This is a genomic window from Streptomyces roseolus (assembly GCF_014649855.1).
GTDB classification, from domain to species: Bacteria; Actinomycetota; Actinomycetes; order Streptomycetales; family Streptomycetaceae; genus Streptomyces; species Streptomyces roseolus.
In genome coordinates, this window is sequence record NZ_BMTV01000049.1 from 18,881 (window position 1) to 40,870 (window position 21,990).

A 21,990-nucleotide genomic window follows, 5' to 3' on the forward strand; every position below is an offset into this window, starting at 1 on the left:
CCCTGCTCCTTCGGTCGGGTCGGCGGAGGTGGCGGAAGGGGGTCAGCCGGTGGTGGGCTCGTAGCGGAGCACGATCCCGTACCGGCCCTCCTCCACCACCCCGAAGAGCGGGGACGCCTTCAGGGCGGCGACGAGGGAGTCGAAGCCGCCGGGCGGGAGGTAGCCCTCGCCGATGACGGCCTCGGCCTGGGTGGGGGTGAGGATCACGTAGGCGGGCCGGCCGGCCGGGATGCCGCCGGCGAGGTAGCCGGCCGGGTCCTGGAGCATCCGGAGGTTCTCGTCGACCTCCTGCTCGGTGAAGAACCAGCGCTCGTACCGGTCGTAGCGGTAGTACGCGTCGGAGAAGGCGCCCGTGGCGGCGAGGATCAGGGCCCCCTCGGGGGCCCGGTCGAGGGCCCGGCGGGTCAGCGCGGTCTCGCCGGGCTGGGCGTAGTGCATGCCCTCCTTGCCGTAGTACGAGGGCAGGAAGCCGGCGAGCATGGTCAGGAGGGCGAGCGGCAGCGCGACGGTCGCGGTCCGGCGGGCGGCGGTCGCGGCCCGGCTCGCCGCGCCGGCGGCGGGGACCAGCGCGGCGGCGGCGAAGAAGGCCGAGCCGGGCAGGCCGAAGAGGTAGACCCGGAAGATCATCTCGCCGCCGTAGTCGTTGACCAGGACCAGCGGGACGGGCGCGGCGGCGGCGAGGATCAGGGGCAGGGCGCTGCGGGCGAGGCGGCGGCGGAGCAGGACGGCGGTGACGGCGAGCCCGCCGAGGGCGAGGACCATCAGGACGTTGGCGCTGCCGACGAGCTCGGGCCCGGGCCCGGTGGGTTCGCCGGCGAAGCCGGGGCGGGAGTTGGCGAGCAGGTTGCCCAGCTTCTCGCCGAGGGTGGAGAGGGTGTCGAGGAACAGCTCCCGGCCCATGGTGAGGTACCAGGCGAGCATGAGGACGGCGGCCGTGGCGAGCAGCCCGAGGTTGCGGTAGCGGCGGGTGAGGCAGAGCGCCGCGAGGGTCACGCACAGCATCAGCGGGGTGAGCTGGTGGGCGGCGTTGACGGCGGCGATCACGGGGACGAGGAGGAGGACCGCGACGGCCCGCTGCCGGAGGGTCGCGGACGGCGGGACGGCGGCGGCCGCCGGGTCGAGGACGGCGCGGTCCCGCAGCCGCCCGGCGGACCCGGGCCGCACGAAGCGGCGGACGACGACGGCGAGGACGGTGAGGTGGAGCAGGTACGAGAAGCCCTGCGGGGACAGGTAGTCCTGGCCGACCCAGTTGGCCAGCTGGAAGATCCACGCCGCCGTCCACACCAGCCGCCAGTCGTCGCTGAAGGTCCGGTAGACGAGGACGAGGACCGGCAGGGTGAGCAGGCCGAGCGCGACCGGCGCCCAGTTGATGAAGGAGGCGGCCCCGTCGACGCCGAAGGCGCGGACGAGCGCCGCGTCGAGCGCGAAGAAGCCGGGCCACTGGTCGTAGGCGGACATGCCGCCGGAGAGTTCGGTGCCGGGGTGGACGGTGCCCTCGGCGAGCAGCCGGGTGATGATCGCGTCGTGCTTGGACGCCCAGGCGTAGCGGACGGTCTCGTAGAGGACCGCGGGCGGCGCCTTGAGGGCGACGAGCATGGCGACGCTGTAGACGGCGGGCCAGACGGGGGCGGTGCCGGCCCGGCGGAGGCTGAGGACGAAACCGAGGGTGAGGACGGCGAGGGCCGCGTAGAAGGTGACCGGGAAACGGTCGAGCAGCCCGAACTCGTCGATGTGCCGGAAGTCGATGCGCGGCAGCGCCCAGAGCCACAGCGCGGCGGCGACGAGGAGCGGGCCGAGGGCGAGGACGAGCGGCGAGCGGAACCGCCCGGCGGGCTCTGCCGCCGGTCCGGTGGGCGGCTCCGCCCCGTGCGGGCCGTCCGGCTGCGCGGGCACGGCGCCGCCGGTCGCCCGCTCCGGCCGGTCCGGCCCCGGTCCCTGCTCCTGGGCCTGTGCCCGCTCCTGCTTCTGCACGAACTCTTCTCCCCCACTGTCCCCTCGACGAGGCAAGGGAACGTACTTCGGTTCTGTCCGGTTCCACAACTCCCGTCTCGTGTACGGGCTTTGTCGATCCGGTTCGGGCTTGGCCGGGCTTGTCGGGCTTGGTCGGGCGGTATCAGCCCGCGAACTCGGGGCCCTTCAGGAGGGCGCGGGTCCTGCGGTAGAGGCGCCAGCCGAGGGTGGGGAGGGAGTCGGGGTACGGGGCGACCCGGGCGCCCCGGCCGTCCATCCAGGCCTCCACGTCGGCGGTGGTGTGGTCGCGGCGGACGATGAGCCGGGCGATCCGGAAGAGTTCGTCGGACGCGGAGCTGAGGGCGTGCCGGACGGCGACGGCGGAGGCGTAGCCGGCGGCCTCGGCGGCGCGGCGGACGGCGGGGCTGTTGTAGCCGTGCGGGTAGGCGAGGTGGCGCACCTCGTGGCCGAGGACGTCCTCCAGTTCGGCCTTGGAGTCGCTCAGTTCGCGGCGGAGCGCGGCCGGCCGGAGGGTGTCGAGCTGGGCGTGGCTGACGGTGTGGCCGCCGACCTCCATCCCGTACTCCTCCAGGCGCGGCGCCTGCGCCAGGGTCATCATCGGCGCGGGCGGCAGGAGGCACGGCCGGCCGGGGGCGAGGGCGCCGGTGGTGAGGTAGGCGGTGGCGGGCAGCGCGCGGGCGGCGAGCGCCTCGGCGGTGGGGCCGGCGAGGTCGGCGAATCCGTCGTCGAAGGTGAGGACGACGGGCCGGGGCGGCAGCGGGGTGCCGGCGGCGAGGTGTCCGGCGAGCGCGCCGACGGTGAGCGGCGTCCGGCCGCTGTCGGCGATCGCGTCGAGGTGGGCGGCGAACTGCCGGGGCGTGACGGTGAATTCGGCGATCCAGGAGGGCGGGTCGTCCATCACCGGGTGGTAGAGGAGGACGGGTACGCGGGTCATCGGCCGGCCCCCCGGTGGAGGCGCGCCCTGAGGTAGCCCAGCGGGCCGTAGAGCATGCCGCGCCGTTCCAGGCGGGAGAGGGACGCGGGCCACGGGTGGTGCCGGGTGCCGTGCTCGCCGGGTACGCCGCCCCGGTCCCCGCCGCGTTCGGCGGTCATCGTCCGGGCGTGCGCGAGGCCGCGCGGGAGCCGGGCCAGGAGGGCGGGCAGCAGGGCGGGGCGGCGGACCATCGTGGCGGTGAGGTACGCGGTGAGGCCGGCGCCGTAGCCGTACGCCTGGTTCTCCAGATCCTGCCAGGTCTCGCGGTGGTGGTGCCAGACGAGCGCGCCGGGCGCGTAGCGGAGCCGGTGGCCGGCGGCGAGGACGGCGACGAAGGCGTACAGGTCGTCGCCGCCCCGCGCGGCCGTCCCGGTGCCGGTCGCCGGGTCGAAGCCGCCCGCGCGGCGCAGCGCGGAGGCCCGGAAGGCCATGTTGGCGCCGGAGCCGAAGCTGCCGGCGGTGAAGGGGAAGAGCGGTTCGTCGGCGGGCGGGCGGGCCGGGTCGTACAGGCGGGGCGCGAAGCCCTTGGCGAAGCCGCCGTGCGATTCGAGGAGGATCTGCGCGGGGGTGGTGAGCCGGGCGGGCAGGATGAGGCCGGTGACGCAGCCGAGCCGGGGGTCGGCGGCGAAGGGCGCGGCGAGCGCGGTCAGCCAGTGCGGGTCGGCGATCACGTCGTCGTCGGTGAAGGCGAGCACCTCGCCGCCGGCCGCGGCGACCCCGGCGTTGTGGGCGGCGGCCAGGCCGGGCCGGTCCTCGCGCACGTAGCGGACCCGGTCGGCGTACCCCTCCCGGACCAGGTCGCGGGTGGCGGAGGTGCGGGGGGCGTTGTCGACGACGATCAGCTCGTGGTCGGGGTGGTCCTGCGCCAGGAGGGAGTCGAGGGCGCGGGCGAGGGAGTCGGGGCGTTCGCGGGTGGCGACGACGACGGAGGCGCGGGGCGGGGCGGCGGCCGTCGCGGGGGGCTCCGCCGCGGCGAGGCGTTCCGCGTCCGCGCGGGGGGCGGCGGCGTCGGCCAGTTGCCCGGCCGCGAGCGCGGCGAGGACCTCGGCGGGGTCCTCGCCCTCCTCGTAGCGGCCGAGGACCGTGGCGGCGGGGCGGCCGTCGACGCGGACGAGGGCGTAGACGTCGCCGGGGGCGGGCTCCGCGGCGCCGGGGGCGGGGCGGAGTCGCGGTCCGTCCGCGCCGAGCTCCAGCTCGGCGACGGATATGGCGGTGTGCGTGTTCAACGGGGTCCCCCAGGGACGGACGGGAGGTTCGGGGCCGGACGCGGGCCCGTCGGTGCCGCCACGCGGCTAGCGGTCGCCCTTGAGGCGGGCGAGGGTGTTCAGGGCCTCGCGGGCGCGGGCGGCCAGTTCGGGGCGGGCGCGGACGTAGGCGTGCGCCGCGCGGACCGGCTCGCGGCGGAGCCGGTGGAGGACGGCGCGCGGGTCGGGCCGGGTGACGGCGCCCTCGTACACGGTGAGCTCGCCGGTCTTCAGGGAGTCCTTGTACTCGGCGGCGCCCCGCCCGAGGTCGAGCATCCCGATCCCGGCCGCCGCCGCGCCCTCGGCCATCCTCAGGTGGAGGACGAGCCCCGGGGAGTACTTGGCGAACTCGGGGTCGTACGCGGGGAACCAGCACGACAGGACGGTCGCCGAGCGGAGCCCGAAGTGCGCGGCGACCGGGCGGTCGCCGACGTACAGGACGGACAGGACGCCGGAGCAGCCGGGCGCGCGCCGGGAGTGGAGGCGGCGCACCAGGGCGCTGATCCACTCCTGGGCGAAGCGGTCGCCGCGGCCGGTGCGGCGGTACTGCGCGGACTTCCACTCCATGAGGGTGCGCAGGGCGGCCGGGTCGCGCTCGTCGAAGACGAAGCGGAGCTCGCCGCCGGCCTGCCGGGCGAGCCTGCGGTCTTTGGCGAGGGTGGTCTTCAGGAACTTCGGCGACTGGACGCGCAGCAGCGCCTCGTACGCCGCGTACCCCTCGCCGACGTCGATGACGGGGGAGGCGAAGGACTCGTCGGCGGCGCCCTCGAAGACGGGCTGCCCGGCCTCCAGGTTGTCGTACTCCCAGAAGACGAGCCCGCAGGCCCGCAGCAGCGCCTCGGTGCCGGGCCGCAGTCCGGGCCGGAAGACGCCGCCCTGGCTGTCGGAGACGCCGAAGCCGATGGCCCGCCCGCGCCCCAGCGGCCCCTTCTCGTACGGGAAGAAGCCGACGGGCTCGCCGTCCTCCCACCACACGGCGACCCGCGCCCGGGGCCGTACGGCCCCGACGGCGAGGGTGAACTCCGGTTCCATGAAGGGGTTCGCGGGCGCGCCGGACTTGGCCCTCAGCTCACGCCACGCCTCGATCTCCCGTGCGCCCAGCTCCCCCGGCCGCACGATCCCCACACGCCAAGCACGCACCTAGCCGACCCCCCGGTCATCCCCCTGAGCACTGCCAGGACAGGACGGTACCGGTCCGAACCGCTCCCCGGCAGGCATACTCGGCGTTTCGATCACGGAGGGGAGCTTCGGTGCACAAGAGGCTTGCGGGGCGGGCGGCGGCGGGGTGAGGGTCAGGAGGTCCGCCCGCGGCGGATCCCGGTGATGTCCGGGTCGCCCGCGATCGGGGCGCCGAAGGCGTCGACGCGGACGCCGGTGGCGGTGGCGGTGACCTCCAGGGCCAGGTTGTCGTTCGGGGAGAGGTCACGGAGGTCGATCCGGGCCCGGAGGGCGCCGTCGCCGGGCATCCGGTGGACGCTCTCCGGCAGGAAGTCGGCACCGGCCAGCGCCTTCCGCAGGGCGGCCTCGTCGGCCGGGGCCCCGGTGGCGAAGGCCGCGCGGACGCGGTCGGCGTGCGCGTCGGCGGCGCACCGGTCGACCTCGTCCAGGGGCACCTCGTCGTAGGAGACGGTGGCCTCGGGGCCGGGCGGTTCGGGCAGGTCCGGGGGGAGCGGGACGGGTTCCTCGGACGGGGTCCGCACCGGCGGGCCGACCGTCTCCGCGACCAGGCTGACGTCCGGGAGCGGGGGCAGCTCGATCGCGGAGCCCGGGGAGCAGGTGTCCGCGATGCGGAGGGCGATCGCCTGGGCCCGGACCGTCGGGTCGGAATGTCTCTCCAGGTCCTTCCCGGAGAGCATCCGGGGCGACGGGCTCGCGGTGACGGCCGCGGGGGCCGCCGTGGCGGCGGGCCTGCCCGCGGCGCCCTGCGTGCCGCAGGCGGTCAGGGTCAGGGTGCCGAGGGCGGTGGCCGTCAGGGCGAGGGTGCGGAGGAGACGCTGCGACGTGGTCATGCCGGAATCATGCGGGCGGGTCCGGGCCGCCCACATGAGTACGGCTACTCAACGCGCTTCGCGCGCCCTTGGGTTGTCGGGACGTCAGGCGACCCGCACGCCCCTGCGCCACACCTCCGCGACCAGCGGGACGCCGGGACGGTAGGCGAGGTGGACGTGGGACGGGGCGTCGAGGACGGTGAGGTCGGCGCGGGCTCCGGGCGTCAGCCGGCCCACGTCGGTGCGGCGGAGGGCCGCCGCGCCGCCGGCCGTGGCGGACCACACCGCCTCGTCGGGGGTCATCCGCATGTCCCGGACCGCGAGCGCGACGCAGAACGGCATCGAGGAGGTGAAGGAGGAGCCCGGGTTGCAGTCCGTGGAGAGGGCCACGGTCACGCCCGCGTCGAGCAGGCGGCGGGCGTCCGGCCACGCGGCGCGCGTCGAGAACTCGGCGCCCGGCAGGAGCGTGGCGACCGTGTCGCCGGAGGCCAGCGCGTCGACGTCGGCGTCCGTGAGGTGGGTGCAGTGGTCGGCGCTGGCCGCGTCCAGCTCCACCGCGAGCTGGACGCCGGGGCCGTACGAGAGCTGGTTGGCGTGGATCCTCGGGAGGAGGCCCTTCGCCTTGCCGGCGGTGAGGATCGCGCGGGCCTGGTCGCCGTCGAAGGCGCCCTTCTCGCAGAAGACGTCGATCCAGCGGGCGTACGGGGCGCAGGCGTCCAGCATCGGGCCGGTGACGAGGTCGACGTAGGCCGCCGGGTCGTCGGCGTGGTCCGGCGCCACGATGTGCGCGCCGAGGTAGGTGACCTCGTCGGTGTGCTCCGCGGCGATGCGCAGCGCCCGGGCCTCGTCCTCGACGGTGAGGCCGTAGCCGGACTTGGTCTCGAAGGTGGTGGTGCCCTGCCGGAGGGCCTCGCGCGTGTACCGGGCGACGTTCGCCGACAGTTCGGCGTCGGTGGCGGCGCGGGTCGCGGCGACGGTGGTGCGGATGCCGCCCGCCTCGTAGGGCCGGCCGGACATGCGGGCGTTGAACTCGGCGGTGCGGTCGCCCGCGAAGACGAGGTGGGAGTGGGAGTCGACGAAGCCGGGGAGGACGGCGCGGCCCGCGGCGTCGACGCGGTGGTCGGCGGCGGGGGCCCGCACCGCCGGGCCCGCCCAGGCGACCGTCTCGCCGTCGAGGACGAGGGCGGCGTTCCCGACGAGGCCGAGGGGGCCTTCGCCGAGGGCGGGGTCGTTGGTGACCAGGCTGCCGATGTTCGTGATGACGGTGGTGGTCAAGGTGCTCTCCGGTGGGGCGGGCGTGTGGGTGCGGGCGGGGTCAGTCCCTGAGCGCGGCGATCGAGTCCGCCAGGGCCCGGGCCACGTCCGGTACGGAGACGTGCGCGCCGTCCTGGACGATCCTCCTGCCGCCGACCACGACGTGGCGGACGTCCGCCGCCGTCGCCGCGAAGACGGCCGTCTCCGGGGCCAGGCGGGGGACGGGGCCGGCGGTGCGGACGGTGTCCAGGGCGATCGTCGTGAAGTCGGCGAGGGCCCCGGCTTCCAGGGTGCCCGCGTCGGTCCAGCCGAGGGCCGCGTGGCCGTCGGCGGTCGCGGCGCGGAGGAGGGCGGCGGCCGTCCAGTGGCCCCGGACGTGACTGCGCAGGCGCTCGTTCAGCTCCATGGCCCGTGCCTCTTCGAGGAGGTCGACGACGGCGTGGCTGTCGCTGCCGAGGGAGAGCGGGGAGCCGGCCTTCTGGAGGGCGACGGCGGGGCCGATGCCGTCGGCGAGGTCGCGTTCCGTCGTGGGGCACATGCAGGTGCCGGTGGAGGTGGAGCCGACGAGGGCGATGTCGGCGTCCGTCATGTGGGTGTTGTGGACGCCGGTCGTGCGGGGGCCGAGGACGCCGTGGTCGGCGAGGAGCCGGGTCGGGGTGACGCCGTGGGCGGCGTGGCAGGCCTCGTTCTCGGCGGTCTGCTCGGAGAGGTGGACGTGGAGCGGGGCCCGCCGTTCCTCGGCCCAGCGGGCGACGGTGGAGAGCTGGTCGGCGGGGACGGCGCGGACGGAGTGGATCGCCGCCCCGATCCGTACGCCCTCCCGGTCCTTCAGCGCGCTCGCCCGCTCGGCCCACCGCTCGGCCGTGCCGTCGCTGAAGCGGAGCTGGTGCCGCTCGGGGGCGGCGCCGAAGCCGGAGGAGAGGTAGGCGGTGTCGAGGAGGGTGATGCGGACGCCGGCCTCCGCGGCGGCCGCGATCAGGGCCTCGCCCATGGCGTTGGGGTCGGCGTAGGGGGTGCCGCCGGGGGCGTGGTGGAGGTAGTGGAACTCCCCCACGGCCGTGATGCCGGCCAGCGCCATCTCGGCGTACACGGCCCGGGCGAGCGCGAAGTACGTCTCCGGGGTGAGGCGCTGGGCGACGGTGTACATGACCTCGCGCCAGGTCCAGAAGGTGCCGCTCCCCACCTGCACCGTGCCCCGGAGGGCCCGGTGGAAGGCGTGGCTGTGGGCGTTCGCGAGGCCCGGGATCGTGAAGCCGCGCAGGACGGTCGCGCCGGGCGGCGGGGCGTCCGCGCCGGTGCGCACGGCGGTGATGCGGCCGTCCGTCGTGGACACGTCCAGGGCGACGCCCGGCTCGGCGCGGGTGCCGAGCCAGGCGTGCTCCAGCCAGTACGTCGTGGTCAGCGGCACGCGAGGCCCTCCAGTACGTCGGCGAGTGCGCGGACGCCCGCGACGCAGTCGTCCTCGGCCGCGAACTCGGCCGGGGAGTGCGAGACGCCCGTGGGGTTCCGTACGAACAGCATGGCGGTCGGGACCGACGCGGAGAGGATTCCGGCGTCGTGTCCCGCGCCCGTGCCGAGCACGGGCGTCTTCCCGCCGAGGAGGCGCACCAGCTCGTCGCGCAGGGCGTGCCGGAACTCGACGACGGGGGTGAAGGACTCGCGGACGACGGCGAGGTCGATGCCGTGCGCGGCCGCCTTGTCGCGGGCCGCCGTCTCGATCCCGGCGATCACCGCGTCGAGCGCGTCCTGGTCCGCGGCGCGGGCGTCGAGCCAGCCGCGCACGAGGGACGGGATGGCGTTGACGCCGTTGGGTTCGACGGAGATCTTGCCGAAGGTGGCGACGGCGCCCGCGAGTTCGGCCTCGCGGCGGGCGGCGAGGACGGTCTCGGCGTAGGTGAGCATGGGGTCGCGCCGGTCCACGAGCCGGGTGGTGCCGGCGTGGTTGGCCTCGCCGTGGAAGTCGTACCGCCAGCGGCCGTGCGGCCAGATGGTGGAGGCGACGCCGACGGCGTCGCCGGACAGGTCGAGGGCGCGGCCCTGCTCGACGTGGAGTTCGACGAACGCGCCGATGCGGTCGAGGCGTTCGCGGTCCTCGCCGATCGTCTCGGGGTCGTGGCCCGCGGCCTCCATGGCCTGCGGCAGGGTGATGCCGTCGGCGTCGCGGAGCTCGTACGCCTTCTCCTTGGTCAGCTGGCCGGAGGTGAGGCGGGAGCCGACGCAGGCGAGGCCGAAGCGGGCGCCCTCCTCGTCGCCGAAGTTGACGATGGCGAGGGGCCGGCGGAAGGAGGCGCCGCGGGCGCGGAGTTCGTCGAGGGCCGCGAAGGCGGAGACGACGCCGAGGGGGCCGTCGAAGGCGCCGCCGTCGGGGACGGAGTCCAGGTGGGAGCCGGTGACGACGGCGTCGCCGGCGGTGGGGTCGCCGAGCCAGGCCCACTGGTTGCCGTTGCGGTCGGTCTCGACGTCGAGGCGGCGGGCCTCGGCCTGCATGCGGAACCAGAGCCGGCAGTCGGCGTCCGCCCCGGTCCAGGCGTAGCGGCGGTAGCCACCGGTGGCGGCGCTGCGGCCGAGGGGCCGCAGCGACCGCCACATGGCGTGGAAGCTGTCGCTCACGCGGAGGCCTCGTCCTCGGCGCCCTCGCGCATCGGGACGCGGACGCCCTTCTCGTCGGCGACGCGCTCGGCGATGTCGTAGCCGGCGTCGACGTGGCGGATGACGCCCATGCCGGGGTCGTTGGTGAGCACGCGGCGGATCTTCTCGCCGGCGAGCTTCGTGCCGTCGGCCACCGAGACCTGGCCGGCGTGGATGGAGCGGCCCATGCCGACGCCGCCGCCGTGGTGGAGGGAGACCCAGGAGGCGCCGGAGGCGACGTTGACCATGGCGTTGAGCAGCGGCCAGTCGGCGATGGCGTCGGAGCCGTCGAGCATGGCCTCGGTCTCGCGGTACGGGGAGGCGACCGAGCCGCAGTCGAGGTGGTCGCGGCCGATGGCGAGGGGGGCGGCGAGGGTGCCGTCGGCGACCATGTCGTTGAACATGGCGCCGGCCTTGTCGCGCTCGCCCTGGCCGAGCCAGCAGATGCGGGCCGGGAGGCCCTGGAAGTGGACGCGCTCACCGGCCATCTTGATCCAGCGGTGCAGCGACTCGTTCTCCGGGAAGAGGTCGAGGATCGCCTTGTCCGTCTTGTGGATGTCGGAGGCCTCGCCGGAGAGGGCGGCCCAGCGGAAGGGGCCCTTGCCCTCGCAGAAGAGGGGGCGGATGTACGCCGGGACGAAGCCGGGGAACGCGAACGCGCGGTCGTAGCCGGCCAGCTGGGCCTCGCCGCGGATCGAGTTGCCGTAGTCGAAGACCTCGGCGCCGGCGTCCATGAAGCCGACCATGGCCTCGACGTGCCGGGCCATGGACTCGCGGGCGCGGGTGGTGAAGCCGGCCGGGTCCTTGGCGGCGGCGTCGGCCATGTCCTCGAAGGCGATGCCGACGGGGAGGTACGACAGCGGGTCGTGGGCGGAGGTCTGGTCCGTCACGATGTCGATCGGGGCGCCCTCGGCGAGCATCTGCGGGACGAGCTCGGCGGCGTTGCCGAGGAGGCCGATGGAGAGCGGGCGGCGGGCGTCGCGGGCCTCGACGGCGAGCCGGAGCGCGTGGGCGAGGTCGTCGGCCCTCACGTCCAGGTAGCGGTGCTCGATGCGGCGCTCGATGGCGCGCGGGTCGACGTCGACGCAGATGGCGACGCCGTCGTTCATCGTCACGGCGAGCGGCTGGGCGCCGCCCATGCCGCCGAGGCCGGCGGTGAGGGTGATCGTGCCGGCGAGGGTGCCGCCGAACTTCTTCGCGGCGACGGCGGCGAAGGTCTCGTAGGTGCCCTGGAGGATGCCCTGGGTGCCGATGTAGATCCAGGAGCCGGCCGTCATCTGGCCGTACATGGTGAGGCCGAGGGCCTCCAGGCGCCGGAACTCCTCCCAGTTGGCCCAGTCGCCGACCAGGTTGGAGTTGGCGATGAGGACGCGCGGCGCCCACTCGTGGGTCTGCATGACGCCGACGGGACGGCCGGACTGGACGAGCATGGTCTCGTCCTGCTTCAGCGTCCTCAGCGTGCGGACCATGGCGTCGAAGGAGCGCCAGTCGCGGGCGGCCTTGCCGGTGCCGCCGTAGACGACGAGCTTGTCGGGGTGCTCGGCGACCTCGGGGTCCAGGTTGTTCTGCAGCATCCGCAGGGCGGCTTCCTGCTGCCATCCCAGGGCACTCAGTTCCGTACCGCGCGGGGCCCGAACGGGGCGGGGTCCTGACATGGCGAAGCCTCCTCGAATGTCGTTCAGATATTCACATCCTGGACTGCTGAATAGATGTAGTCAACAGGGCGCGTCGGACGGGCCCGCGTCGGCCGGCACCCCCGCGCCCCGCGACGCCCCGCTCCCCCGCGCCCCGCGACGCCCCGCGCCCCGCCCCGCCCGCGCGCGCTCGGACCCTGCCCCGCGCGCGCCCGGGCCCCGCCCCGCGCACGCACCCGTGACGCCCCGCGCCCGGCCCGCCAGGATGGACCCCATGGCCTCCTCCCGCCGTGACCTCGCCGTCCGGGCCGCCGTCGCCCAAGGACTCCTCTCCCCCGCCGCCCCCGTCGTCGCCCTCCTCGACACCGCCGGCATCCGCGCCTCCGCCGCCGCCCTGACCGGCGCCTTCGCCGCCGTCACCCGGGCCGAGGTGCTGCACGCCTTCGCCGTGAAGGCCGCCCCGCTCGTGCCCGTGCTGCGGCTGCTCGCCGACGCGGGGATCGGGGCGGAGGTGGCGAGCCCGGGGGAGCTGGCGCTCGCGCGGGCCGCCGGCGTGCCCCCGTCCCGCACCGTCCTCGACTCGCCCGCGAAGACGCCCGCCGAACTCCGCGAGGCGCTCGCCCTCGGGATCGCCGTCAACGCCGACAACCTCCAGGAGCTGGCCCGGATCGACGCCCTGGTCGCCACCGCCCCCACCGCCTCGCCGCTCGGGCTGCGGGTCAACCCGCAGATCGGCGCCGGGACCATCGGCGCCCTGTCCACCGCCACCGCCACCTCCAAGTTCGGCGTCGCGCTGCGCGACGAGGGCGCCCGCGAGGCCGTCGTCCGGGCGTACCTGGACCGGCCCTGGCTCACCCGGCTGCACACCCACACCGGCTCCCAGGGCATTCCGCTCACCCTGATGGCCGAAGGCGTCCGGGCCGCGTACGAGCTGGCCGAGGAGATCAACGCCGAGGCGGGCCGCCCGCAGATCGACACCCTCGACATCGGCGGCGGGCTGCCCGTGAACTTCGCCTCCGACGAGGAGACCCCCACCCACGCCGACTACGCCCGGCTGCTCGCCGCCACCGTCCCCGGCCTCCTCGACGGCCGCTACCGCCTCGTCACCGAGTTCGGGCGCTCGCTGCTCGCCAAGCACGGCACGGTCCTCACCCGCGTCGAGTACACCAAGACCTCCGGCGGCCGCCCGATCGCGGTCACCCACGCCGGCGTGCAGCTCGCCACCCGCACCGTGTACGCCCCCGAGGCCTGGCCGCTGCGGATCCTCGCGTACGACGCCGAGGGCCGCCCCCGCACCGGCGCGGCCACCGTCCAGGACGTGGCGGGCCCCGCCTGCTTCGCCGGCGACCTCCTCGCCGCCGGCCGCGCGCTGCCGCCGCTCCGCCCCGGCGACGTGGTCGCCGTCCCGGACACCGGCGCGTACGCCTTCGCCCACCACTACGCCTACAACAGCCTCCCCCGCCCCGCCGTCCACGGCTTCACCGTCGCCGACGACGACGCCGTCTCCTTCGCCCTCGTCCGGCCCGGGCAGACCTCCCAGGAGCTCGTCGCCGAGGCCGGGGGCGCGCACGCGGACGCGCTCGTCCGGTAGCGGAGCCCCCGGGAACCCCCTTCGATGGGAGCCATGACCACCACAACCGTCGTCGTGGAGCGCCGGGTCGCCGCCTCGCCCGGCCGCGTCTGGGAGTCGATCACCGACCTGCCGGACCTGCCCCGGGTGCTCTCCGGCGTCCAGCGGGTCGAGGTGCTCACCGAGGGCGGCTTCGACGTGGGCACCCGCTGGCGGGAGACCCGGAAGATGCTCGGCAAGGAGGCCACGGAGGAGATGACCGTGACCGAGTGCGAACCGCCCGACCGGTACGTGACGGTGGCCGACTCGCACGGCATGCGCTACGTCTCCGAGCTGTCGCTGCGCGCCGAGGGGCCGGGCGGCAGCGTCCTGCGGATGGCCTTCTCCGCCCGCCCCGCGGACGGCCGCCGGCAGAACCTCCTCGCCCGCCTCCTCGCCCGCTTCGGCGCGAAGGCCGTCTCGAAGGCGCTCGCGAAGGACCTGGACGACATCGCGCGGGCGGTCGAGTCCCGCTACTGACCCCCGCTTCCGGCCCCTTCCGCGTTCGATTCCGGTCGTCCCTGGGCATGTTCCGATGGAAAATGCCAGAACCCCCTCCCGGGACCGCCCCGTTCAGTAACGTCACCGTCACTGCCGTTGCTCGCACGCCGTATCGGGAGGGGAACCCGCGTGCCCGGAATCGACGAGTGCCTGACCGAGGCCATGACCCTGCCGGGCGCGCGCGGCGCCTGGCTGGTCGACTGGAACAGCGGCCTCGCACTCGGCACCGCGGGCGAGTCGCCGGTCGGCGACCACGAGACGACGGCCGCCGAGACCGCGGAGCTCGCCCGCGCCGCGGCCGAGTTCGACTCCTTCACCGTAGGCGCCGAGGGCCCCGAGGGGGACACCGGCGAACCGCCCGTCGAGGACCTCATCGTCACCACCCGGGCCGGCTACCACGTCCTCCGCTTCGTCCGGACCTCCTTCGACAGCAGCGTCTTCCTCCACCTCTGGCTCGACCGGGACACCGGCAACCTCGCCCTCGCCCGCATCCGTCTCGGCGACCTCGCCGAGCGGCTGGTCCTCGGATGAGCGTCTCCCCCATGCTCGTCCGGCTCGCGGCGGAGCGGGCCACCGGCGCCCTGCTGCGCGACCACGGCACCCTCTACCTCGTCGACGGCCGCGTCGTGCACGCGGAGAGCCCCGCCGCCCCCGGCATGGACGTCCTCCTCACCACCGCCGGGCGGCTGCCCCGGGAGGGCTGGGACGAGGCCGTCGACCGGGCCGGCGCGCACCGCGCGGTCGGCCGCTTCCTCGTCGACAGCGGCCGGCTCGGCGACGGCGAGCTGGAGATCTGCCACCTCGGCGCCGTCTTCGACGCCGCCTTCTTCGCCCTCTCCCCCACCAGCGGCCCCACCCGCTTCCGGTACGGCGTCGGCCACTGGTTCGGCACGGTCCGCCCGGTCTCCGCCGAGGCCGTCGAGCGCGAGACCCTCCGCCGCCGCGAGCTCCTCGACGCCGTCTGGCCGTACGCCTCCGTCGACACCGCCCCCGTCGTGCCCCGCCCGGCCGCCCCCCACCAGGGCGTCGGCGCCCGCCGGCGCGCCCTGCTCGCCGCCGCCGACGGCGTCCGCACCCCCGCCGAGCTGGCCCGGCACCTCGGCCGCCCCGCCTTCCACACCCTCCTCGACGTCCGCAGGCTCGCCGCCGCCGGACTCGTCGAGACCCCGCTCGACGCGGCCCCCGACGCCGCTCCCGCACCGCCCGCCCCGGCCTTCCCGCCGGTCCCCCCGGTGTCCGACCCCGACATCGCCCTGCTGCGCCGGCTCCGTGACGCCCTGGAGGCACACCTGTGATGAGGCGTGCTCTGCGCCTGCGCGCCGAGAGGAGACAGTTGATGACAGCCGAAGCCGAGGTGCTCGGCGAGCTCAGACGCCTGCGCGCCCGGCTGCCCCAGCTCACCGGGGCGCTCGCCGCCAGCGCCGACGGCCTCGTGCTCGCCCACGACACCGTGGACGGCGCGGCGGAGAGCGTGGCCGCGCTGACCGCCGCCGCGCTCGGCGTCGGCCGGCGGCTCACCGAGTCCACCGGACAGGGCGGCTTCCGCGAACTGCTCGTACGGGGCGAGGACGGTTACGTCGCCACGTACGCGGCCGGCGGCTCCGCCGTCCTCACCCTGCTCGCCGAACCCCGCATCAACGTGGGCCGGCTCCACCTGGAGGCCCGCCGCTCCAGCGTCCGCATCGGCGAACTCGTCGACGGCGCGCTGGACCGCGGGGCCGCCCACTGACCCCACACCGCACGCAATCCGATCCGTACGGAAGACAGAAGGAAGTCGCACCATGACCAACGTCGAAACCGCCCTCAAGGAAGCCGTCGCGATCGACGGCGCGATCGGCGCGGCCCTCGTCGACTACACCAGCGGCATGGCGCTCGGCACCATCGGCGGCGGCAAGGAGCTCGACCTCACCGTCGCCGCCGCCGGCAACACCGACGTGGTCCGGGCCAAGGTCCGGGCGATGGAGATGCTGGGCCTCGACGAGGAGATCGAGGACATCCTGATCACCCTCGGCACCCAGTACCACCTCATCCGGCTCCTCAAGAGCCGCACCTCCCAGGGCCTCTTCCTGTACCTGGCCCTGTCGAAGGACCGCGCCAACCTGGCGATGGCCCGCCACCAGCTGAAGAAGCTCGAAGCGGACCTGGAGGTCTGACCGCCGCCGGGCTCCCGCTACTCGACGAACAGTCCCCGCTCCGCGGCCTTCGCGTCGAACTGCTCCAGGCGCGCCTGCGCGTCCGGCAGCTCGTCCGCCATGGCCTCCAGGAGGACCCGGCCGAGGAGCATCGGCGCACAGGCGGTGTCGAAGGCCAGCCCGGTGCCGACGGCGGCCGGGATGAGCAGGTCGGAGTGGGCGGCGACGGGCGCGAAGGCGGACTCGGCCACGGTCACCACCGTGAGCCCGGCCGCCCGCGCGTACTCCAGCGCCTCGACGACCTCGCGGGGGTGCCGGGGCAGCGCGAAGCAGAGCAGGGCGTCGGCCCCGGCCCGGACCGCCGCGTCGATCCGGTCGGTGAGCATCGAGCCGCCCTCGTCGAGCAGCCGGACGTCCGGGTGCACCTTGGCGGCGAAGTACGCGAAGCCGCGGGCCTGCGAGGAGGCGGCGCGCAGGCCCAGGACGAGCAGCGGGCGGGAGCCGGCGAGGAGCCGGCCGGCGCGCTCCACGGGCGCGGGGTCGGCGAGCAGCCCGGCGAGGTGCCGGAGGTTCTCGATCTCGGCGAGGACGGCCTGCTGGTACTCGTTGTGCCCGCCGTCCTCCGCGTCCCCGGCCTCGGCGGGGGCGGGCGGCGCGACCTCCCGCAGGTGGCGGCGGAGCGCCGGGTAGCCGTCGAAGCCGAGGGCGACCGCGAAGCGGGTGACGGAGGGCTGGCTGACGCCGGCGAGCTCGGCGAGCTCGACGCTGGAGAGGAAGGGCGCGTCGGCGGCCCGGCGCACCATGCAGTGGGCGATCCGCCGCTGCGTGGGCGTGAGCCGGTGCCCCTCGAAGAGCGCCTGGAGCCGCCCGGCCGGGCTGTCGCTCATGCCGTCCCCCTTCATCCCATCCATTCATCTCTGGCCTTGCCTGCATAAGGATATGCAGAGGGTCACGTCATGGCGTCCGCTTCGTCCGGGGGTTGTCACAAACGCCGGCTCCCCGTGGAACCCGGCCCCCGCGCGGCAACACTACCGATGACGCTCACAGACGGGCCGGCCCGGACCGGCCACCGGGGGAAGAGGGAACGACATGAACTCCACGACGGTCAGAGCCCGTTCGGGGCGCCGGGGGCCGCGCGGCGCCGTCCTCGGCGCGGCCGTGGTCGCGGCCCTGCTGACGACCGCCGCCTGCCAGGGCGGGGACGACGGCGCCGGGGCCACCGCGTCACCGACCGGTGCGGCGGGGACCACGGCGCCCGCCGCACCCACCACCGACCCGGGGACCGGCGGCGGCCCCTCGGCCGCGCCCACGTCCACGGCCACGGCGACCGGGACCGGCGACAGCGGCGAGACCGGCGGCGGGAACGGCACCGAGTACGCCGACTGCGAGGCCGCGGGCCTCGGCACGCACGTGGCGCTCCAGGACGAGCCCGGGGAGACCCCCCGGCACTTCCTGCTGACCGTCACCAACCGGAGCAGGACGCCCTGCGTGCTCAACGAGGCGCCGATCGTCCGGCTCCGGGCCGGGAACTCCGCCCCGATCGTCGAGACGCTCGGCGAGCCGGACGACGAGCCCGTGGTCGTCGAGGGCGGCGGCAAGGCCTACGCGGGCCTGTACGTCTTCGGCGACGACGAGGGCGGCGAGGCGGAGTACGACCGGTCCGACCGGTTCACCGCCACCCTGGTCGCCGGCGAGGGCACCGAGCTGAGCGGCACGCTCGTCTTCGACCTGCCCGACGGCCTCGGCACCGTCTCCGTCGACGACGCGGCCCGGGTCAACGGCTGGGCCGGCACCGAGGGCCTGGCCATGCGCCCGATCACCCGGCTCTGAGCGCGCCGGGAAGTCTGACGCGGGGACCGCCGCACCCCCATCACTGGGGGGCGGGACGACGGCGGTCCCCGCGGGGGACACGGGCCCGGGTCAGGGCCGGTCTCCGCGTCCGCGGCGTCGTCAGAGGTCCGGGAGCCGCTCCGGAGGTTTCCGTGACGCCGACGGAGAACACTCTGCCGGAGGCGTGTTAAGCGGGTGCTGCGTGGACGTGTCGCACGCGTACCGTTTGCGCGAACGCCCGCGCGAACGCCCGCGGCCCCCTCCGGACGGCTACTTGCCGCCGCCGTTGGCCAGGAAGGCCAGCAGGTCCTGGCGGCTGACGACACCGGTCGGCTTGCCCTCGACGAGCACGATGGCGGCGTCGGCGTCACCGAGGACCGACATCAGGTCGGCGACCGGCTCACCGGAGCCGACCTGCGGCAGCGGCGCGGACATGTGGCCCTCCAGCGGGTCCTCCAGCTGCGCCTGCCGGGTGAAGAGGTGGTCCAGGAGCTCGCGCTCCACGACCGAGCCGATCACCTCGGCGGCCATGACGTCGGGGTGGCCGGCGCCCGGCTTCACGATCGGCATCTGGGAGACGCCGTACTCGCGCAGCACCTCGATGGCCTGGCCGACGGTCTCGTCCGGGTGCATGTGGACGAGGGACGGCAGGCCGCCCGACTTGTGGCGCAGGACGTCGGCGACGGTGGCGGTGGAGGTGTCCTCCAGGAAGCCGTAGTCGGCCATCCACTCGTCGTTGAAGATCTTCGACATGTAGCCGCGGCCGGAGTCCGGCAGCAGCACGACGACGACGTCGTCCGGGCCGAGCTCCCGGGCGACCTCCAGCGCGGCGACCACGGCCATGCCGCAGGAGCCGCCGACCAGGAGGCCCTCCTCCTTGGCGAGGCGGCGGGTCATCTGGAAGGAGTCCTTGTCGGACACGGCGACGATCCGGTCCGTGACGTTCCGGTCGTAGGCGGTGGGCCAGAAGTCCTCGCCGACGCCCTCGACCAGGTACGGCCGGCCGGAGCCGCCCGAGTAGACGGAGCCCTCGGGGTCGGCGCCGATCACCTTGACCGTGCCGCCGCTGACCTCCTTCAGGTAGTTGCCGGTGCCGGAGATGGTGCCGCCGGTGCCGACGCCCGCGACGAAGTGGGTGATCTTCCCCTCCGTCTGCTCCCACAGCTCGGGACCGGTGGTCTCGTAGTGCGAACGCGGGTTGTTCGGGTTCGAGTACTGGTCGGGCTTCCAGGCGCCGGGCGTCTCGCGGACCAGGCGGTCGGAGACGTTGTAGTACGAGTCCGGGTGCTCCGGGTCCACGGCCGTGGGGCAGACGACGACCTCGGCGCCGTAGGCCCGCAGCACGTTGATCTTGTCGAGCGACACCTTGTCCGGGCAGACGAAGATGCACTTGTAGCCCTTCTGCTGGGCCACGATCGCCAGGCCGACACCGGTGTTGCCCGACGTGGGCTCGACGATGGTGCCGCCGGGCTTCAGCGCGCCGCTCTGCTCGGCCGCCTCGATCATCCGCAGCGCGATGCGGTCCTTGACCGACCCGCCGGGGTTGAAGTACTCGACCTTGGCGAGGACGGTGGCCTGAATGCCTGCCGTCACGTTGTTGAGCTTCACCAGCGGGGTGTTGCCGACGAGGCTGATCATCGAGTCGTGGAATTGCACCGTGTTCTCCGGGGTCTCCGTAATGGTGTGGCCAGCGTATGCGTAGTCGGGACGCCTTTCGGGGCAGGTAGACCCTGAACGGCCCCGGAGGGCCGGTGGGACCGGCACGGCTCGGAGGAGGTGGCGCCCGCGATGTCCAGGGCGAGGGTGGCACGCCGGATCGCGGCGGGAGCGGCGTACGGCGGCGGGAGCATCGGCCTGATCGGCGTGGCCGCGGTCGGGATCCTGCTGGCGGAGGCACAGCTCGCGAAGCGGACGGTGGGCACGGGGACGGCTCCGCTGCCGCCGGCGGTGGACGGACTCTACGGCCGGAACTTCGGCACGGAGGACCCGCTCCGGCTGGCCCTTCTGGGTGATTCCACCGCCGCCGGGCAGGGGGTGCGCCGGGCGGGTCAGACGCCGGGCGCGCTGCTCGCCTCGGGGCTCGCCGCGGTCGCGGAGCGCCCGGTGGTGCTGAAGAACGTGGCGCTGTCGGGGGCCCGCTCGGACGACCTGGAGCGGCAGGTGTCGCTGCTGCTCGCGCAGCCCCTGGGCCCCCCGGACGTCTGCGTGATCATGATCGGCGCGAACGACGTGACGCACCGGATGCCGGCGACGGAGTCGGTACGGCTCCTGGCGGCGGCGGTGCGGCGGCTGCGGACGGCCGGCGCGGAGGTGGTCGTCGGCACCTGCCCGGACCTGGGCACCATCGAGCCGGTCTACCAGCCGCTGCGCTGGCTCGCCCGGCGGGCCTCGCGGCAGCTGGCGGCGGCGCAGACGATCGTGGTGGTGGAGCAGGGCGGGCGGACGGTGTCGCTGGGCGACCTGCTGGGCCCGGAGTTCGCGGCCAACCCGCGGGAGATGTTCGGGGTCGACCTCTTCCACCCGTCGGCGGAGGGGTACGCGACGGCGGCGATGGCCGTGCTGCCGACCCTGTGCGCCGCGCTGGGCGTGTGGCCCGAGCCCGACCGGCTGGAGCCGGGCCGCCGCGAGGACATCCTGCCGGTGGCGAAGGCGGCGGCCGAGGCGGCGAAGCAGGCGGGCACGGAGGTGACCGGGGCCCGGGCCCCGTGGGCGCTCCTGAAGCACCGGCGCCGGCGGCGGCTGACGGAGGCCGCGGAGGCGGAGGGCGCGGCCCCCGGGGGCGTGGAGGAGCCCGGTCAGGAACCGCTGCCGCAGGACTCCCCCCGCACCTGAGCAAGCGCTTAGAAAAGAGGCCCTCGTCACACGTCGATCCCGGTGACCCCGTGCGGTACGTGCAGGTAACTTCCCCTTGAGTCCGTCCGTCCACCAGCCCCCTGGAGCCGTGATGCCCGAAGCCGTGATCGTCTCGACCGCCCGTTCCCCCATCGGCCGGGCCTTCAAGGGCTCCCTCAAGGACCTGCGCCCCGACGACCTCACGGCCACGATCATCCAGGCCGCGCTCGCCAAGGTCCCCGAGCTGGACCCGCGCGACATCGACGACCTGATGCTGGGCTGTGGCCTCCCGGGCGGCGAGCAGGGCAACAACCTGGGCCGGATCGTCGCCGTGCAGATGGGCATGGACCACCTGCCGGGCTGCACGGTCACCCGCTACTGCTCCTCCTCGCTGCAGACCTCCCGCATGGCGCTGCACGCGATCAAGGCGGGCGAGGGCGACGTCTTCATCTCGGCGGGCGTCGAGATGGTGTCGAGCTTCGTCCGCGGCAACTCGGACTCGTGGCCCGACACCCACAACCCGCTCTTCGCCGAGGCCGAGGCCCGCACCGCGGCCGTCGCCGCCTCCGAGGGCTCCACCTGGCACGACCCGCGCGAGGACGGCCTGATCCCCGACGCGTACATCGCCATGGGACAGACGGCGGAGAACCTCGCCCGCTGGAAGGGCATCAGCCGCCAGGAGATGGACGAGTTCGGCGTCCGCTCGCAGAACCTCGCCGAGCAGGCCATCAAGAACGGCTTCTGGGAGCGCGAGATCACCCCGGTGACGACCCCGGACGGCACGGTCGTCACCACGGACGACGGCCCGCGCGCCGGCGTCACCCTGGAGGGCGTGCAGGGCCTCAAGCCGGTCTTCCGCCCCGACGGCCTGGTCACCGCCGGCAACTGCTGCCCGCTGAACGACGGCGCCGCCGCGCTCGTCATCATGTCGGACACCAAGGCCCGCGAGCTCGGCCTGACCCCGCTGGCCCGGATCGTCTCCACCGGCGTCTCCGGCCTCTCCCCCGAGATCATGGGCCTCGGCCCGGTCGAGGCGTCGAAGCAGGCCATCGCGCGCGCCGGCCTCACCGTCGGCGACATCGACCTCGCCGAGATCAACGAGGCCTTCGCCGCCCAGGTCATCCCCTCCTACCAGGACCTCGGCCTGGACCTGGACAAGGTGAACGTCAACGGCGGCGCCATCGCCGTCGGCCACCCCTTCGGCATGACGGGCGCCCGCATCACCGGCACCCTGATCAACAGCCTCCAGTTCCACGACAAGCAGTTCGGCCTGGAGACCATGTGCGTCGGCGGCGGCCAGGGCATGGCGATGGTCATCGAGCGGCTGAGCTGAGCCGTAGCGGAGGGTGGGGGTCGCCTGAGGGACGAAGGCGGCACCCGCCCGCAGCGGTGGC

The 21,990-nt window shown here is 74.9% G+C and carries 20 protein-coding genes; 9 read left to right on the forward strand and 11 right to left on the reverse strand.

The window, feature by feature from the left end:
- Window positions 1–42: 42 nt before the first annotated feature.
- The 9 genes from IE245_RS34890 to hutU form a co-directional block, all read right to left on the reverse strand.
- Complete coding sequence (locus tag IE245_RS34890) at window positions 43–1,971, reverse strand: hypothetical protein (RefSeq protein WP_229852004.1); 1,929 nt, start codon at window positions 1,969–1,971, stop codon at window positions 43–45.
- A 142-nt stretch (window positions 1,972–2,113) separates the two neighbouring features.
- A complete protein-coding gene (locus tag IE245_RS34895; RefSeq protein ID WP_229852005.1) occupies window positions 2,114–2,905 on the reverse strand; it encodes a polysaccharide deacetylase family protein in 792 nt (263 codons plus the stop codon).
- Window positions 2,902–4,170 (reverse strand): glycosyltransferase family 2 protein, encoded by a 1,269-nt coding sequence (locus tag IE245_RS34900; RefSeq protein ID WP_229852006.1) that lies wholly within the window; start codon window positions 4,168–4,170, stop codon window positions 2,902–2,904. Before IE245_RS34900 ends, IE245_RS34895 begins: the two co-directional genes overlap by 4 nt.
- A gap of 66 nt (window positions 4,171–4,236) precedes the next feature.
- Window positions 4,237–5,313, reverse strand: coding sequence for a GNAT family N-acetyltransferase (locus tag IE245_RS34905; protein WP_189955169.1), 1,077 nt, complete (start codon window positions 5,311–5,313; stop codon window positions 4,237–4,239).
- A gap of 167 nt (window positions 5,314–5,480) precedes the next feature.
- Window positions 5,481–6,197, reverse strand: a complete 717-nt coding sequence (locus tag IE245_RS34910) for a hypothetical protein (protein WP_189955171.1) — start codon at window positions 6,195–6,197, stop codon at window positions 5,481–5,483.
- 84 nt (window positions 6,198–6,281) lie between these two features.
- Window positions 6,282–7,451: an imidazolonepropionase gene (gene hutI / locus IE245_RS34915; RefSeq protein ID WP_189955174.1), complete on the reverse strand. Its 1,170-nt coding sequence runs from the start codon at window positions 7,449–7,451 to the stop codon at window positions 6,282–6,284.
- Between the two features lie 40 nt (window positions 7,452–7,491).
- The gene (locus tag IE245_RS34920; RefSeq protein ID WP_189955176.1) at window positions 7,492–8,838 is read right to left on the reverse strand and encodes a formimidoylglutamate deiminase; all 1,347 of its coding nucleotides are present in this window, start codon (window positions 8,836–8,838) and stop codon (window positions 7,492–7,494) included.
- Window positions 8,829–10,019, reverse strand: a complete 1,191-nt coding sequence (locus tag IE245_RS34925; protein ID WP_189955207.1) for an allantoate amidohydrolase — start codon at window positions 10,017–10,019, stop codon at window positions 8,829–8,831. The genes IE245_RS34920 and IE245_RS34925 overlap by 10 nt, the downstream gene beginning before the upstream one ends.
- Before the next feature lie 17 nt (window positions 10,020–10,036).
- Window positions 10,037–11,713, reverse strand: coding sequence for a urocanate hydratase (gene hutU, locus IE245_RS34930; protein ID WP_189955179.1), 1,677 nt, complete (start codon window positions 11,711–11,713; stop codon window positions 10,037–10,039).
- 244 nt (window positions 11,714–11,957) lie between these two features.
- On the opposite strand from hutU, the gene IE245_RS34935 reads away from it, so the two are divergent.
- From IE245_RS34935 to IE245_RS34960, 6 genes are all read left to right on the forward strand, one after another.
- Window positions 11,958–13,283, forward strand: coding sequence for a type III PLP-dependent enzyme domain-containing protein (locus IE245_RS34935; protein ID WP_189955209.1), 1,326 nt, complete (start codon window positions 11,958–11,960; stop codon window positions 13,281–13,283).
- A 33-nt stretch (window positions 13,284–13,316) separates the two neighbouring features.
- On the forward strand, window positions 13,317–13,781 hold the full coding sequence (locus IE245_RS34940) for an SRPBCC family protein (protein ID WP_189955181.1): 465 nt from the start codon (window positions 13,317–13,319) through the stop codon (window positions 13,779–13,781).
- Between the two features lie 150 nt (window positions 13,782–13,931).
- Window positions 13,932–14,333, forward strand: a complete 402-nt coding sequence (locus tag IE245_RS34945; protein ID WP_189955183.1) for a hypothetical protein — start codon at window positions 13,932–13,934, stop codon at window positions 14,331–14,333.
- Window positions 14,330–15,097, forward strand: coding sequence for a transcriptional regulator (locus IE245_RS34950; protein ID WP_189955185.1), 768 nt, complete (start codon window positions 14,330–14,332; stop codon window positions 15,095–15,097). Before IE245_RS34945 ends, IE245_RS34950 begins: the two co-directional genes overlap by 4 nt.
- The gene (locus IE245_RS34955) at window positions 15,097–15,531 is read left to right on the forward strand and encodes a roadblock/LC7 domain-containing protein (RefSeq protein ID WP_189955187.1); all 435 of its coding nucleotides are present in this window, start codon (window positions 15,097–15,099) and stop codon (window positions 15,529–15,531) included. Before IE245_RS34950 ends, IE245_RS34955 begins: the two co-directional genes overlap by 1 nt.
- Window positions 15,532–15,583: 52 nt before the next feature.
- On the forward strand, window positions 15,584–15,955 hold the full coding sequence (locus IE245_RS34960; protein ID WP_189955189.1) for a hypothetical protein: 372 nt from the start codon (window positions 15,584–15,586) through the stop codon (window positions 15,953–15,955).
- A 17-nt stretch (window positions 15,956–15,972) separates the two neighbouring features.
- On the opposite strand, the gene IE245_RS34965 is transcribed toward IE245_RS34960, so the two are convergent.
- A complete protein-coding gene (locus IE245_RS34965) occupies window positions 15,973–16,821 on the reverse strand; it encodes a MurR/RpiR family transcriptional regulator (RefSeq protein WP_189955191.1) in 849 nt (282 codons plus the stop codon).
- A gap of 202 nt (window positions 16,822–17,023) precedes the next feature.
- On the opposite strand from IE245_RS34965, the gene IE245_RS34970 reads away from it, so the two are divergent.
- Complete coding sequence (locus tag IE245_RS34970; protein WP_189955192.1) at window positions 17,024–17,764, forward strand: DUF4232 domain-containing protein; 741 nt, start codon at window positions 17,024–17,026, stop codon at window positions 17,762–17,764.
- Between the two features lie 270 nt (window positions 17,765–18,034).
- On the opposite strand, the gene IE245_RS34975 is transcribed toward IE245_RS34970, so the two are convergent.
- On the reverse strand, window positions 18,035–19,420 hold the full coding sequence (locus IE245_RS34975) for a cystathionine beta-synthase (RefSeq protein ID WP_189955194.1): 1,386 nt from the start codon (window positions 19,418–19,420) through the stop codon (window positions 18,035–18,037).
- Between the two features lie 132 nt (window positions 19,421–19,552).
- Between IE245_RS34975 and IE245_RS34980 the strand changes: the two genes are divergently transcribed.
- Together IE245_RS34980 and IE245_RS34985 are read left to right on the forward strand one after the other, a co-directional pair.
- Complete coding sequence (locus tag IE245_RS34980) at window positions 19,553–20,596, forward strand: SGNH/GDSL hydrolase family protein (RefSeq protein ID WP_229852008.1); 1,044 nt, start codon at window positions 19,553–19,555, stop codon at window positions 20,594–20,596.
- A gap of 112 nt (window positions 20,597–20,708) precedes the next feature.
- A complete protein-coding gene (locus tag IE245_RS34985) occupies window positions 20,709–21,929 on the forward strand; it encodes an acetyl-CoA C-acetyltransferase (RefSeq protein WP_189955197.1) in 1,221 nt (406 codons plus the stop codon).
- The last annotated feature ends 61 nt before the right edge of the window (window positions 21,930–21,990 follow it).